The following is a 14,267-nucleotide window of genomic DNA, read 5'->3' as shown; positions in this document are numbered from 1 at the left end:
GTCTACCTCCTCGAATCGTTCAACTGATCGCCGCTCACGGCGAATTGGGCCAGTTCATGGGCGACCATGCCGTCCAGGTCCCCGGCGGGCGGCGCAGGTAGCTCGACGGCGCGGTCACGGGTCGGCAGCAGGACGACGGCCGTACCGGGCGTGGTCACCTCACCGCGCTGGTTCTCGCACCGCACCTCGATGTGCACCTCGGCCCGCCCGTCCACGCGTCGCTTGTCGACGACCGTGCCGCGCACCCAGGTGGTGTCGCCGAGATAGTTGAACTTGCGGTGCTCGCAGCGCAGTTGCCACAGCCAGCCGTCGTCGCCGATCCAGTCGGTGAGCAGATGGCACAGCCAGGTCTCGCGCATCCCGCCGTAGTCGTACGAGGTCGGCAGTCCGAGTTCCTTCGCCCGCTCGGGTTCCCAGTGCAGGCGCTGCACGGTGTCCGGGATGTTCAACGGGTTCGGCGGATACAGTCCCGGGGCCTTGCGCCGGACACGCGCGGCGATCCCGAAGGCCCCGGGCGGGGTGAGCTGCATGCCCCAGCCCAGATGCCAGACGACCACGTCGGTGGTGGTGAGCGGTCCCTTCACCCGGGGCTGGAGTTCGGCGCCGATCTCCACGTCCTCCCAGAACCGGGGTTCGGCGCCGCGCCGCGTCTCGGCCGCGTAGGCGGCGTCGATCTCGGCGAGCTGGTCGGCGGTGTAGGGCTCGTGGGCGAGGTGTTCCTTGGCCCGCTTCTTCGACGTGTGCCGTTCGGCGTTGATCCAGGTGCCGCGCCGCAGGGCGTGCATCTCGCCGCGCCCGTTGGCGTAGAGGTAGTCGCGGACGACGTGTGCCGTGCGCCCACCGAAGCTGCTGGGCTTGAGGTGGACGCCCACCTGGGTCTGCAACACCCGGCACCGGTCCCCCAGTTGGAGTGGCCGCCACCACTCGAACTCCATCACCGCCTGGTAGGAGCCGAGCCCGGCGAAGGGGTCGCCCTTCAGCAGAGCCCTGGTCTCCGGGTCCGGTTTCGGGGCTGCGTCCTCCCCCATCGTGTAGAGGAAGGTGGGCGGTGCGACGAGCGAGCCCCAGCGGGTGCGGGCCGCGTGGTCCGGGTCGCAGTACAGGGGGTTGTCGTCGCCGTAGCCGTACGCGAAGTGGCGTACGCCGTCCCAGGTCACCTCGTGGTTGTGCGGAGGGTTGTGCTGGGGCTGGGGAACACCCAGGCGCCGGCGGGAGCGTTCGATCGCCTCGTCGGTCAGCACGCCGAACCGTTCGGCGTTTTTGTCCGGCGTACCGCTCCGGGAACCTGTCTGCGTGCCTGTCTGTGCACCCGTCTGCGTACCCGTCATCGCTGTTCCTCCTTGACGCGCTCCTGTTGTGCGAGCCGGACGCGGACCAGTTCCAGCAGTTCCACGCGGCTGACCTTGCTCGACGGGGTGCGGGGCAGCGCGTCGACGACGACGATGTGCGCCGGCACCTCGTACGGGGTGAGCCGGGAACGGCAGAGGGCGTCGAGTTCGGCGGCGTCCGGGGCGGGCAGGTCCGGCTCGGTCTCGACCGCCGCGACCGGCACCTCCCCGAGCCTCGGATCCGGCAGCCCGGCGACGGCAGCTTCGCGGACGGCGGGGTGGGTCTCCAGGACGCGTCGGACGGTCTCCGGCTGCACCTTGAAACCGCCGCGGATGATCGCGTCGTCCGCGCGGCCGTCGATCCAGACGAACCCGTCGGTGTCGATCCGGGCGAGATCACTGGTCCGCGTCCAGGCCAGGCCGCCCCGCGTGCTCTGCTCGGTGCGCACCTCCAGCCGGCCGGGGCTGTCGACGGGCAGCTCCACGCCGTCCTCGCCGGTCACCCTCAGCTCGACGCCGCCCAGGGCGCGTCCGGCGCTGCCCGCCTTCCGCTGCCACCAGCGTTCGTGCAGCGGCAGCGTCCAGCCGACCACCGCTCCGGCGAACTCGGTGGCCCCGTAGGTCATGAGGACGGGGATGCCGTACGTGCGGAAGAACGCGTCGGCGAGTTCCGCCGGGCAGGGCGCGGTGCCGGAGGTGACCACCTGGAGGCTCGCCAGCCGCTCCTTCGGGACGCCCGCGTCGAGGACGGCTCGAACGGCGGCCGGTACGAGGCTCGCCGCCCGCAGCCGGTGCCGCTGTACGGCGCTCACCCAGGGTTCGACGGCGAACCTGGGCATGAGGAGCATGCGGCGCCCGGTCGCGAGACAGCCGAGCGCCCGCCACAGCCCGCTGATGTGCACGAGTGGGGTGGCCACGAGCGCCGCCGACCGCGACAGCAGTCGAGCGTCCTTCGGGGTCTGGCCGCCGGAGACAAGGGCCTGGTCCAGCTGGCCGATACGCAGGTGTACGCGTTTCGGGGGGCCGGTGGTGCCCGAGGTGAGCATCTCCACGGCGACGTCGGGGCCGGCTGGGGGTGCCCCGGCGGGGGGTGTGCCGCCCACGAGCCTGACGGTGCCGTCGGTGCCGGTTTCCAGGGCCGCGCCGTGACCGGTCACCGCGCTCAACACGCCCTCGCGGGCCAGGACTTCGGCGCCGGCGAGCAGAACGGGCGGTTCGCAGCGCGCGATGTCGGCGGCGAGGCGCGCGGCGGGCTGCAAGGGGCTCAGCATCACCAGGCAGCGGCCGGAGGCGATCACGGCGGCGACCACCGCGACGTGCTCGGGCCGGTTCTCCAGGACGACACCGACGCGGCCACCGGCGGGCAGCCCCAGTACGTCGAGCGCGTCGACGACACCACGCGCGGTGTCCTGGATCTGCCCCCAGGTCCACCAGTCGCCCTCGTACTCGATCGCCTCGGCGTCGGCCGGGGCCTCGGTCAGCAGCCTGGACAGGCGGTCGCGAATTCCCACGGGAGGAGCCTTTCGTCACCAGGCCTATAAAGTACACTCAATTGGCCAGTCGCAGACATCGGTTGGCCATAGTCATCGCCTTTAGTGACGAGAACCATGTGATTCAGTGCCCTGAAACTTGCGGACGTTCGGCTCTCTAGATGCCGACCAGGTCGGCCAGTCGGGCCCGGTGCGTCGCCGGGCTGCCGAAGAGCTGCTCGGAGGACTTCGCGCGCTTCAGGTAGAGGTGCGCGTCGTGTTCCCAGGTGTAGCCGATGCCGCCGTGGATCTGGATGTTCTCCTTGGCGGCATGGGTGAAGGCGCCCGCGCAGTACGCGGCGGCGAGCGCGGCGGACACCGGCAGCTCGTCCGGTTCCCCGGCGGCCACGGACATCGCACGGTAGGCCGCCGAGCGGGCGGACTCCACCTGGAGCAGTAGGTCGGCGCACTTGTGCTTGACCGCCTGGAACGACCCGATGGGACGGCCGAACTGGACCCGGACCTTCGCGTACTCCACCGCGGCGTCCAGGCATGCCTGTGCCCCGCCGACCTGCTCGGCGGCCAACGCCACGGTCACGAGGTCGACGACGGCTCGCAGATACTCGGTGGCGTCCCCCTCCGGGCCGACCCGCACCGCGTCGGCCCCGTCGAGATCGATCCGCGCCAGTCGCCGCGTCGGGTCGAGCGCCTCCAGCCGGGTGCGGGTGACGCCCGTCGCGGTGCCGTCCACGGCGAACAGACCGGGGCCCTCGTCCGCACGGGCGACGACCAGCAGCAGGTCGGCGCTGTGGCCGTCGACGACGAACATCTTCGTGCCCGAGAGCCGCCAGCCCGTGCCGTCGCGCGTCGCCGAGGCCGCCACGTCCTCGACGCGCCACGACCCGCCCGTCTCGGCCAGCGCCAGGGTGCCGGTCAGCGAACCGTCGGCCATCGCGGGCAGCCAGCGCGCCTTCGCCGTGTCGTCGCCGGACGCGGTGAGTGCCTGGCCGGCGAGGGCCACGGTGGCGAAGTACGGTGACGGCAGCAGGGTCCGGCCCAGCTCCTCCATGACGATCCCCAACTCGACCGGGCCGCCGCCAAAACCGCCGTACTCCTCCGGCAACGCGAGGCCATGCAGACCGAGTTGGGCGGCCATCCGGCGCCAGAGCACCGGGTCGTGGCCCTCTTCGGACTCCATCGAGCGGCGTACCGACTCGCTCGGCGCCTGGTCAGCCAGGAAGCGGCGCAGCGTCGAACGGAGTGCCTCGTGCTCCTCGCCGAAGGTGGTGAAGGTGCTGAAGGCCGGTGCCACGTGCGTCCTGTCCTTCTCTGTCACTTGGGCGACTGTCATTGGGGTGACTGTCGCTGAGCCGACTGTCACCGGGGCGTCTTCGACCGCAGGTAGGCGGCGAAGTCCGGCATCCGGGCGCGGTCGACGATCTCGATGCGCGGTCCGGAGGGAGCCAGGTGGTAGGCGAAGATCGAGGGTGCTCCGTCGACGACGGCGCAGGCCTCCAGGGCGAAGCCCGCCTCCACCAGCCGTTTCGACGTGGTCGCGACGTCGTCGCAGAAGTAGCCGAGGTGGTGCGTGGCGATGTGCTCGGCCGCCGTCCACGGCGTCCCGGGGATCTCCTGGACGAGTTCGATGTGCGGGGCGTCGAGCGAGTACGCGTAGCGCAGGGGCAGTACCCGGTCGCCGTCCGCGAGGCGGACGGGCAGGTCGGCCGCCATGGTCTCGGTCCACCGGTAGCCCGCGACCTCGGTCATCCGGACCTTCCACTCGTCGACGTCCGGGACGACGATTCCGGTGTGGTACAGGTCGGCCGCACTCAGCGGACTGCTCGTCGCGCCGCTCACCAGGCGAGCCGGAGCTGCTTGATGCCGTACATGTTGCCGTGCGCCTCGATGTCCTGACCTGGTTCGATCCGGTATTCGGGGATGCGCCGGTGCCACTCCTCGACTGCCACGTTGAGTTCGAGACGGGCGAGATGCGAGCCGAGGCAGCGGTGGGGACCCGAACCGAAGGCGATGTGGTTGGTGTTCTCCCGGTGCAGGTCGACCTCCAGCGGGTTGTCGTACCGTCCGGGGTCGCGGTTGGTGACCGCGACGGGGAGCATCACCATGTCGCCGGCCCGGACCGGGCAGCCGCCGATCTCGACGTCCCGCGTCGCCTTGCGGGCCGGGACGACGGGCGAGTAGACGCGCAGGATCTCCTCCACGGCGGTGGAGACGAGCGAGGGGTCGGCGACGATCGCGGCGCGTTGTTCCGGGTGCGTGGCGAAGTGGTAGAGCGACCAGCCGACCGAGATCGGGACGGTGTCGAAGCCGGCCTGGAAGAACAGGACGCAGAACGCGTGCATGTCCCGGTCGTTGATCTTCTCGCCGTCGATCGTCCAGGTCATCGCCCGCGACAGCAGGTCGTCGCGCGGGGCCTCGCGGCGCAGGGCGATCTGCTCGTCGAAGTAGTCCGACACGGCGTTCATGGCCGTCAACTGCCGCTGCCCGTCCGGGTCTTCGCCGTAGGTGAGGTGGAGCAGGTCGTGTGTCCAGTGGAGGAACTGACCGAGATCCTCCTCGGGCAGGCCCATCAGGTCCATGAAGATGCGGGTCGGGAACTGCCGGGCGAAGGCGTCGAGGACGTCGGCGCTCCCGGCGTCCTTCAGGCCGTCGATCAGCTCGCCGGCGATCCGCCGGATCTTCGGCTCGTCGGCGGCGGCGGCCTTCGGCGAGAAGTGCTTGCCCAGCAGGCGTCGCCACTCGGTGTGGTGGGGCGGGTCCAGCATCTCCGGGATCCACAGGAACCTCGGGTTCGGGTTGAGCACCGTCACCGACTCGCTGGAGAACGTCCGCCAGTCCTGCAGTGCCCGCTGGATCGCCTCGCTCTCGGTGACGACCCAGTACCCTTGCGCGATGGTGCTCCGGAACCCGCTGTGGGTGACGGCGAGTTCGTCCCAGCGTCGCTGATGGCTGAGGACCGGTCCGCTGAGCCGGTTGTCGAAGTGGTAGGCGGGGACTCCCTCGTGGGTTCCCCCGGGTTCGAGTGTCGTGCTCATCACGGCTCCTCTCGTCGTACGTTCGTCACGTCGGACGCTCGTCGTGTCGTCCGCCGGTCACCTCACGTCGCCGCGCCGTCGATCTTGAGCGCGATGAGTTCCTCGTCGCCGATGCCGAGCGAGCGCAGGACGTCGTCGGTGTGTTCCGCGAACAGCGGTGCCCGGGTCAGGGTGGCCGGGGTCTCGTCGAACTGCACGGGGCTGGCGACGAGTTCGCGGTCGACGCCGTCGGCGTCCACGACGGGCGCGATGAGACCGTTGGCCCGCAGCGCCGGATCCTGACCGACCTCCCAGGCGTTCTGCACCGCCGCCCACTGGCCCTCTCCCCGGGAGAGGATCCCGGCCCACTCCTCGTACGGGCGGGAGGCGATGAGTTCGGCGACGATCCCGGCGGCGTCGGCGGCGTTCGCCATCAACTTCTCGGTGCTGTCGAAGCGTTCGTCGCGGGAGAGTTCCTCGCGGCCGGCCAGTGTGCAGAACTCGGCCCAGTACCGGCCGGGTTGCAGCATCGACAGTTCGATCCAGCGGCCGTCCGAGCTGCGGTAGGCGCCGATGAGGGGGTTCGTCGCGGAGCCGTACCGGGGTTGCACGTTGACCGGGAGCGGACCGCCGTTCATCAGCGCCATGTTGACCGTGAACTGCGTCGCCCAGGCGCCCACGCCGAGCAACGACACGTCCACGACGGACGGTTCGCCGGTCGTGGCACGGGAGTAGAGGGCTGCGGCGATGCCTCCGGCGATGGTCATGCCGCCCATCGCGTCACCGTAGGCGCCGGCGGGCATCCGGATCATCCGGTCCGCGTCGGCCGGGGTGACACCGGCGGCGCTGCCGCCGCGTGCCCAGAAGGCCGTGCTGTCGTAGCCGCCCTTGCGTGCCTCCTCGCCACGGACGCCGAAGCCGCTGCCCCGGACGTAGATGATGTCCGGGTTGACCGCCCGGACGTCCTCGACGTCGATGCGCAGCTTCGCCCGTGCGTCGGGCAGGAAGTTCGTGAGGAACACGTCGCTTTCGCGGATGAGTTCGTCCAGCACGCGCCGCGCGGACGGCTTCTCCAGCGCGAGACCGACGCTGCGTTTCCCCCGGTTGGGGCCTTCCACGATCGGGAAGAACGACGAGTCCTTGCTGACCGCGTCGTACCCGAGCACCCGCACCAGGCCGCGCTGGCCGTCGCCCCGCTCGGCGTGCTCGATCTTGATCACGTCGGCACCCCAGTCCGCGAGCACGGCACCCGCCGCCGGGACGAAGGTGAACTGTGCGACCTCAAGGACCCGCACACCCTCCATGGGCCTCTGCATCGGACCAACTCCTCCGAGCCTGAACGCTATTGCGCATACCCAATCAACGAAGAACGGGGTTCAGTATGGACCGAGGCCGCTAAAAAGTATACTGTTTTCGGCATGCTGGATTTCTCGATCGAACCCGATTTCCAGGCCAAGCTGGACTGGGCGACGACCTTCGTACGTGAGGAGGTCGAGCCGCTCGACCTTCTGTTCCCGCACGGGGGCGACCCGTACGACACCCGCAACGAGAAGGCCCGGGCGATCCTGGGCCCACTCCAGGACAAGGTCAGGGAACAGGGACTCTGGGCCTGTCACCTCGGCCCCGAACTGGGTGGCGCGGGGTACGGACAGGTCAGGCTCGCCTACCTCAACGAGATCCTGGGCCGCTCCTACTGGGCCCCGACCGTCTTCGGCACCGCCGCCCCCGACACCGGGAACGCCGAGATCCTCGCCATGTTCGGCACCGAGGAGCAGAAGGCCCGCTATCTGCGGCCGTTGCTCGACGGCGACATCGTCTCCACGTTCTCGATGACCGAGCCCCAAGGGGGCGCGGACCCCAAGGAGTTCGTCTGCCACGCCCGGCGCGACGGCGACGAGTGGGTGATCGACGGGGAGAAGTGGTTCTCGTCCAACGCCCGGTACGCGGCCTTCCTCATCGTCATGGCCGTCACCGATCCGGACGCGCCGCCGCACGCCCGGATGTCGATGTTCATCGTGCCCGCCGAGACCCCGGGCATCGAGATCAAGCGCAACGTCGGCACGATGGACGAACGCGACAACCTCGATGAGGGCATCCACGCCTACATCCGCTACGACCAGGTCCGGGTACCGCTCGACGCCATGCTCGGCGGCCCGGGCGAGGGCTTCAAGGTCGCTCAGGCACGCCTGGGCGGCGGCCGGGTGCATCACGCGATGCGTACGGTCGGCAAGTGCACCCGCGCCTTCGACATGATGTGCGAACGGGCGCTGTCCCGCCGTACGCAGGGCACTCTTCTCGCGGAGAAGCAGGCGGTTCAGCAGTTCATCGCGGACTCCTGGGTGGAGTTGCAGCAGTTCCGGCTGCTCGTGCTGCACACCGCCTGGATCATCGACACCCAGCCGCACGGCGCGGCCCGCACCCAGATCGCGATGTGCAAGGTCCAGACGGCCAGGGTGCTGCACGACGTCGTCCAACGGGCCCTGCATCTGCACGGTTCGCTCGGCACGACCAACGAACTGCCGCTCGCCAAGTGGTGGATGGCCGCACCGAACCTCGCCCTCGCCGACGGACCCACCGAGGTGCACCGCACCACGATCGCCAAGGGACTGCTGAGGAACTACCGGGCGGCGGACGGGCTGTTCCCCAGCGAGCACATCCCGCCGAAGCGTGAAGCCGCCCGCAAGCGGTACGCCCACATCGTCGAGGACGACGCTCTCGCCGGCCGGGCGGACGTGTGAACGCCGACCTGTTCGACCTGTCCGGCAAGGTCGCGCTCGTCACCGGCGGCAGCCGGGGCCTGGGGCTCGAGATGGTGCGCGCGTTCGCCGCCGCCGGTGCGGACGTGGTGATCGCCAGCCGGAAGGCCGCCGCCTGCGAGGCGGTGGCCGCGGAGGTCCGTGAACTGGGCCGGCGCGCTCTGCCGGTCGCCGCGCATGTGGGCCACTGGGACGACCTCGGCCGGCTCGCCGACACGGCGTACGAGGAGTTCGGGAAGGTCGACGTCCTCGTCAACAACGCCGGGATGTCACCGCTGGCGCCGTCGTCGACGGAGACCAGCGAGGAGTTGTTCGACAAGGTCATCGGGGTCAACTTCAAGGGGCCCTTCCGGCTCGCCTCGCTGATCGGGGAGCGGATGGCGGCGGGCGACGGCGGCTCGATCATCAACATCTCCTCGTCGGGGGCGTTGTTCCCGCAGCCACGGTTCGGTCCGTACGCCGGGGCGAAGGCCGCGCTGAACGCGCTGACGACTGTGTTCGCCCTGGAGTACGGGCCGACCGTGCGGGTCAACACGATCTCGGCGGGGCCGTTTCTGACGGACATCTCCAAGGCGTGGGCGGAGGAGAAGCGGGCCGTGGCGCGCAGCGCCGTGGGTCGGCCCGGGCGGCCGGAGGAGATCGTCAGTACGGCGCTCTATCTGGCCAGTGACGCGTCCAGTTACACGACCGGCGCGCTGATTCGGGTGGACGGCGGGTTGTATTAGGCGGTTTGTGGGCCGCGGTCGGCCTTCCGCGAATCGCTCGGACGCCTCAACCCGGCAACCGCATCGCCTCAACCCAGCAGTTGCATCGCCTCCGCCAGCAGTACCGGCAGTGCCGGCAGCATGCGCTGGTGCATGTCGGTCAAGTGGTCCGCCTTTCTGCCTCGCTTGATCAGCAGAGCCGTCGCGGCCGACTCCTTGTACTTCGTCAGGGCCTCGAACCAGCGGAGGTCCGGGAGCTGTTCGCCCCGCGTCTCCTCGTAGGTCGCGATGAGTTCGGCCTTGGCCGGCATCCCGGTCGGCTCCTGCGACAGGGCTGCCGGGTGGTCGGCCTCGTCGGTGAAGAAGGTCAGCCAGGTGATGTCGACCCGGGGATCGCCGAGCGACCAGATCTCCCAGTCGATGACCGCGTTGACCGAGTCCGCGTCGCACAGGGTGTTGCCGAGCCGGTAGTCGCCGTGGGTGAACACCGGCATCATCGCGCCGGGAACGGTGGCCCGCAGCCGTTCCGCGACCGCCTCGTAACCGGTGCGCAGATCCTCGGGGACCGTGGTGAACGCCCGGGTCCAGCGGTCGATCTCGGCGACGGGCGTGACAACCGGCTCCACCGCGAGGGCGGTTCGCTTCGGGTCCGCGCGGTGCAGACGGGCGAGCATGCGGGCCGCGTCCAGTGCGCGGGCCCGCACCTGTACGGCGGGCAGTGTGCCCCGGGGCACGAGCACCGGTTCCACGCACTCTCCGGGCACCAGCTCCATGGCCACGAACGGCTGACGGGCCGGGGGCGCGCCCTTCTCCCAGAACAGCACCTTCGGCACCCGTACGCCGGGCACGCCCGCCAGCACCCGCATGAGCCGCGCCTGACGCAACACGTCCCGGTTGCGCACCGGTTGGAGACCCGGCGGGGCCACTTTGAGGACGACGCGCTCGTGTCCGGCGGGCACACCGGACAGCACCGCGACGTAGGTGAGGCTCGATGTGCCGCCGGTGAGCGGTTCGACCGACTCGACCGTGCCCTCGGGGGCCCAGGCGCACAGCGCCGTGGCCGTGCGCCGGGTGAGCTCGGGGATCAACTCCGGTGTCGGATCAGTGCTGTTGGCGACGGTGCTCATGGGCCGGTCTCTCATCCTGGTCGGCCGACGGCCTCGCGGCGTACGTCGGTCAGCGGTCGGCGGTCAGCGCCTCGACGATGTCGCGGCGCACGAGCTTGCCGGTCGGGGTGCGGGGCAGTTCGGGCCAACGGGTGATGCGCTCCGGCGTCTTCGAGCCGCGCAGGGTCCCGCGCACCTGCGCCCGCAGCTCCCCGGCGTCGACCTCCGCCCCGGCCCGGACCACGACGACGGCCTCGATGCGCTGGCCCCACTCCTCGTCCGGGACACCGACGACGACCGCGTCCAGGACGTCGGGGTGGCGCAGCAGCACGTCCTCGATCTCGGCGGGCGCGATGTTCTCGGCGCCGCGGATGATCGTGTCGTCGGCCCTGCCCTCGATGTACAGATAGCCGTCGGCGTCGACCCGCCCCTGGTCGCGGGTGTGGAAGAAGCCGCGCTCGTCGACCGCGGAACCCTGCCCGGCGTACTCCCCCGACACCTGGTCGCCACGCACCCAGATCTGCCCGGTCCCGCCGGGGCCGCCGGCCGCGCCGGACGCGTCCCGGACCTCCAACTCGACACCGGGCAGAGGCAGTCCGGCCGAGCCGAGCCGGGCCCGCACGGCGGGATCGTCGCTCTCGACGGCGGTCCGGTGCTCCCGCGGGCCCAGGACCGTGATGGTGGACGAGGTCTCCGTCAGCCCGTAGGCGTTCACGAAGTCGACGTGCGGCCAGGCGCGCAGCGCGGTCTCGATCACCCGAACGGGCATTCTGGCCCCGCCGTAGGCGAGCGCGCGCAGCGAGGGCACCGACCGGTCCAGGCCGTCGGTGTCCATGATGCGGGCGAGCATCGTCGGCACCACCATGGCGTTGGTGACGCGCTCCCGCCGTACGAGGTCCAGCCAGCCCTCCGGCGTGAACTGGTCGAGGCTCAGGGCGCGGCGCCCCGCGTACAGGTTCGTCAGCACGTTCGACACGGCGGCGATGTGGTACGGCGGCACGCTCACCAGGGCTGCCTCGTCCGGACCGGCGCCCGCGAACTCCACTGTCCCGAGGACGTACGACACGAGGTTGTGGTGGCGCAGGACCACGCCCTTCGGCGTCGAGGTCGTGCCGCTCGTGTAGATGAGGACCGCCGGCGAGTCGGGTGCCACCGCCGGCTCCTCGTCACCCGGGGTGGGCGTGGCCTGAGCGGCCTGCGAGAGCCACTGGTCCGGGGTCCGTGCGGCGAGGCCGGCCCGGTGCAACGCCTCGCCGTGTTCCGGGTCGGCGATGCCCAGGGCGCGGGGGTGGTTCGCCAGCAGGGCGTCCAACTGTGCTGCGCCGAGGCGGTAGTTGACCGGGATCAGCGGGACTCCGGCGTGGGCCGCGGCGAACAGGGCGACCGGGAGGGCCGGACCGTTCACCGCCAGGTACACGATCGCGTCGGCGTCGGCCGCGCGCACCGACCGGGCGCCACCGAGGGCCAGTTCACGCAGCTGGGGGGCGGTCAGTCCGTCGTCCCCTCCCCCGATCACGACCCGGTGGGCGAAACCGTCGGCGGCCATGTCCAGCAGCATCGAGATGTTCATGGGACGCGCTCGCCCTCAGTCCGAGGCCGGGAGCGGCTTGGGGCTCTTCACCGGCAGCGGAACGCCGTTCGCCGCCAACGTGCCCTGTCCCTGCTTGGTGCAGAGCAGTTCCAGGCCGAGGTCCTCGGCCGCGTACCGCTTGCCGAGCAGGTTGCCGCCCATCAGTCCGGGGTCGGCGGTGCCGGTGGCGGCGGGTCCCCCCGGTCCGTTCGTCTCGGCCATGGCCGCCCCGCCGCAGGTGATCTCCACCTCCTGGTCGGGACACCGCACGACGATCACCGCCGTCGTGTCGACCGTACTGGCGAGCATCTGTCCCACACGTGGCCTCATCGCAGGTCCCTCCGCGGATCTTGTTCCGTTCCGATGCCCGTAGACCAGAAAAAAGTATACTACTTACCTCGATCACGTCGAGATGACGAACGGAGTCCGGATGGAGCTCAAGATGGAACTCAGGACCGTCCTGTACGAGGTGGCCGACCACGTCGCCACGATCACCCTGAACCGGCCCGAGGTCATGAACGGCTTCAACCAGCGGATGCTGGAGGAGTTCTCCGCCATCTGGGAGACGGTCAAGACCGACGACGACGTGCACGTCGTCGTGTTGCGGGGCGCGGGCGACCGGGCCTTCTGCACAGGCATGGACGTGAAGGAGGGCATCGACCGCCACCCCAACGTCTGGTCGCAGACCGACCCCGGCGAGTACCTCTCGCCGAAGCTGAACCAGGTGTGGAAACCCCTGGTCTGCGCGGTGCACGGGATGGCCGCCGGCGGCGCCTTCTACTGGCTCAACGAGGCCGACATCATCATGTGTTCGGACGATGCCACGTTCTTCGATCCGCACGTCAGTTACGGGCTCACCGCAGCCCTGGAACCGATCGGCCTCGCCCGCCGCGTCCCGCTCGGCGAGGCGCTGCGTATCGCACTGCTCGGCCTGGACGAGCGCGTGTCGGCCACCCGCGCCCTGCAGATCGGCCTGGTCAGCGAGGTGCTCCCGCGGACGGAACTGTGGGCCCGCGCCGACGCCGTCGCCCGCGTCATCGCAGCCAAACCGCCCGCCGCCATCCAGGGCACCGTCCGGGCCATCTGGGAGTCGCTCGACTCGACACGCACCCAGGCGCTGCGCACCGGACTGTCGTACACCCAGATCGGCAACCCCGTCGGCAAGGCCGAGGTCGACCGCGCCGAAGTACCCCGGAGGCAGTGGACACTGCGCTGACACTCCCCTAGCCTGAATGAAAAGAGTGCACTTTATAGAGCGATAGGGATCGAAGGGGAGACTTCTATGCTGTTCGGCATGCCCTGGCCCGGCCCGGACGTCGGGCGGGAGGCCGAGCAGGCGGGTGTCGGCGCCTTCTGCGCCGGGGAGTTCGCCGACCACGACGCCTACCTCACCGTGGCCGACATCGTGGCCAACACCGAGCACGCCCTGGCGGGCCCCGCCATCACCTACGCGTTCGCCCGCACCCCCTACGCGCACGCCACCGCCATGCGCCAGCTGCACGCGCGGGCGCCGGGGCGACTGTTCCTCGGGCTGGGCAGCGCCGCCTTCCGGATCAACCGGGACTGGCTGGGCGTGCCGGCCGACCGTCCCGTGGCCCGGATCGCCGAGACGGTCGGCGCGGTGCGGGCGTGGCTGCACGCGGAGAACGGTGAGAAAGTGCGCCACGCCGGCGAGTTCTACTCGCTGGACGCCGATGTCCGGGCGCCGGTGCTCGGCCGGCTGGACATCCCCGTGCTGCTCGCGGCGTTCAACACCGGCATGGCGGCAGCGGCGGGCCGGGTCGCCGACGGTGTCGTCGGGCACGGCCTGTTCACCTCCTCCTGGTGGAACGACGTCGTACGACCCTCGGTCGAGCGCGGCGCGGGAGACATCGACCCGAAGACACGCTCCCTTGAGCGCTCTCTCGAACACGGCTGGATCATCACGGCAGTTGACGACTCCGCGCCCGAACGCGCCGTCGCGGACGCCCGCCGGATGATCGCCTTCTACCTCACGGTGAAGACGTACGACCCCTATGTGGCCCACCACGGCTGGGAGGAACCGGTCGCCCGGCTCCGCGCCGCGTTCCGGGCGGGCGACACCGACGCCATGGCGGAGGTGGTCACCGACGAGATGGTCACCGAGATCGCCGTCTGCGGTACGACCGCCGAGGCGAAGGACGCTCTCGCCCGCCGCGCCGGCTCGCTCCCCCGCGACGTCGGCTACTTCGCGCCCCCGAGTTTCCTGGTGAGCCACCGGCGGCGAGCCGCGTACGCCCGGGCCGCCCTCGCCCTGATCGGCGCGGTACCGGACACGGTGGAC

At 70.6% G+C, this 14,267-nt stretch carries 13 protein-coding genes; 4 read left to right on the top strand and 9 right to left on the bottom strand.

What is annotated here, in order from left to right; all coding sequences use genetic code 11:
- Nucleotides 1-2 precede the first annotated feature (2 nt).
- From STRTUCAR8_RS30735 to STRTUCAR8_RS30710, 6 genes are all read right to left on the bottom strand, one after another.
- Nucleotides 3-1,328 (bottom strand): FAS1-like dehydratase domain-containing protein, encoded by a 1,326-nt coding sequence (locus STRTUCAR8_RS30735; protein ID WP_006380033.1) that lies wholly within the window; start codon nt 1,326-1,328, stop codon nt 3-5.
- Nucleotides 1,325-2,839, bottom strand: a complete 1,515-nt coding sequence (locus STRTUCAR8_RS30730; RefSeq protein ID WP_006380054.1) for a class I adenylate-forming enzyme family protein — start codon at nt 2,837-2,839, stop codon at nt 1,325-1,327. Before STRTUCAR8_RS30730 ends, STRTUCAR8_RS30735 begins: the two co-directional genes overlap by 4 nt.
- 136 nt (nt 2,840-2,975) lie before the next feature.
- Nucleotides 2,976-4,109 carry an acyl-CoA dehydrogenase family protein gene (locus STRTUCAR8_RS30725; RefSeq protein ID WP_006380031.1) on the bottom strand — a complete coding sequence of 378 codons (1,134 nt, stop codon included), beginning with the start codon at nt 4,107-4,109 and terminating at the stop codon, nt 2,976-2,978.
- A 65-nt stretch (nt 4,110-4,174) separates the two neighbouring features.
- The gene (locus tag STRTUCAR8_RS30720; protein WP_006380029.1) at nt 4,175-4,654 is read right to left on the bottom strand and encodes a VOC family protein; all 480 of its coding nucleotides are present in this window, start codon (nt 4,652-4,654) and stop codon (nt 4,175-4,177) included.
- Nucleotides 4,651-5,850 (bottom strand): cytochrome P450, encoded by a 1,200-nt coding sequence (locus STRTUCAR8_RS30715; RefSeq protein WP_006380030.1) that lies wholly within the window; start codon nt 5,848-5,850, stop codon nt 4,651-4,653. Before STRTUCAR8_RS30715 ends, STRTUCAR8_RS30720 begins: the two co-directional genes overlap by 4 nt.
- Before the next feature lie 62 nt (nt 5,851-5,912).
- Nucleotides 5,913-7,145 (bottom strand): CaiB/BaiF CoA transferase family protein, encoded by a 1,233-nt coding sequence (locus STRTUCAR8_RS30710; RefSeq protein WP_006380042.1) that lies wholly within the window; start codon nt 7,143-7,145, stop codon nt 5,913-5,915.
- Nucleotides 7,146-7,247: 102 nt separating this feature from the next.
- On the opposite strand from STRTUCAR8_RS30710, the gene STRTUCAR8_RS30705 reads away from it, so the two are divergent.
- Together STRTUCAR8_RS30705 and STRTUCAR8_RS30700 are read left to right on the top strand one after the other, a co-directional pair.
- Nucleotides 7,248-8,567, top strand: a complete 1,320-nt coding sequence (locus STRTUCAR8_RS30705) for an acyl-CoA dehydrogenase family protein (RefSeq protein ID WP_006380057.1) — start codon at nt 7,248-7,250, stop codon at nt 8,565-8,567.
- Nucleotides 8,564-9,310, top strand: coding sequence for an SDR family NAD(P)-dependent oxidoreductase (locus STRTUCAR8_RS30700; protein ID WP_006380049.1), 747 nt, complete (start codon nt 8,564-8,566; stop codon nt 9,308-9,310). Before STRTUCAR8_RS30705 ends, STRTUCAR8_RS30700 begins: the two co-directional genes overlap by 4 nt.
- Nucleotides 9,311-9,378: 68 nt before the next feature.
- Here STRTUCAR8_RS30700 and STRTUCAR8_RS30695 read toward each other — a convergent pair whose 3' ends face one another.
- The 3 genes from STRTUCAR8_RS30695 to STRTUCAR8_RS30685 are packed head-to-tail and all read right to left on the bottom strand — an operon-like array spanning nt 9,379 to nt 12,295.
- The gene (locus tag STRTUCAR8_RS30695; RefSeq protein ID WP_006380037.1) at nt 9,379-10,416 is read right to left on the bottom strand and encodes a phosphotransferase family protein; all 1,038 of its coding nucleotides are present in this window, start codon (nt 10,414-10,416) and stop codon (nt 9,379-9,381) included.
- 49 nt (nt 10,417-10,465) lie between these two features.
- Nucleotides 10,466-11,965 (bottom strand): class I adenylate-forming enzyme family protein, encoded by a 1,500-nt coding sequence (locus STRTUCAR8_RS30690; RefSeq protein WP_006380045.1) that lies wholly within the window; start codon nt 11,963-11,965, stop codon nt 10,466-10,468.
- A 15-nt stretch (nt 11,966-11,980) separates the two neighbouring features.
- Nucleotides 11,981-12,295, bottom strand: a complete 315-nt coding sequence (locus tag STRTUCAR8_RS30685) for a hypothetical protein (RefSeq protein ID WP_044473185.1) — start codon at nt 12,293-12,295, stop codon at nt 11,981-11,983.
- A 100-nt stretch (nt 12,296-12,395) separates the two neighbouring features.
- Between STRTUCAR8_RS30685 and STRTUCAR8_RS30680 the strand changes: the two genes are divergently transcribed.
- Together STRTUCAR8_RS30680 and STRTUCAR8_RS30675 are read left to right on the top strand one after the other, a co-directional pair.
- The gene (locus STRTUCAR8_RS30680; RefSeq protein ID WP_006380028.1) at nt 12,396-13,181 is read left to right on the top strand and encodes an enoyl-CoA hydratase/isomerase family protein; all 786 of its coding nucleotides are present in this window, start codon (nt 12,396-12,398) and stop codon (nt 13,179-13,181) included.
- Nucleotides 13,182-13,259: 78 nt separating this feature from the next.
- Nucleotides 13,260-14,267 (top strand): LLM class flavin-dependent oxidoreductase (locus tag STRTUCAR8_RS30675; RefSeq protein ID WP_241784713.1); only part of this gene is annotated, 1,008 nt, incomplete at its 3' end.

The organism is Streptomyces turgidiscabies Car8 (genome assembly GCF_000331005.1).
In the GTDB taxonomy this organism is placed as follows: domain Bacteria; phylum Actinomycetota; class Actinomycetes; order Streptomycetales; family Streptomycetaceae; genus Streptomyces; species Streptomyces turgidiscabies.
The sequence above is the reverse complement of the archived record's forward strand: the minus strand, read 5'-3'. Positions and strand labels throughout refer to the sequence as shown.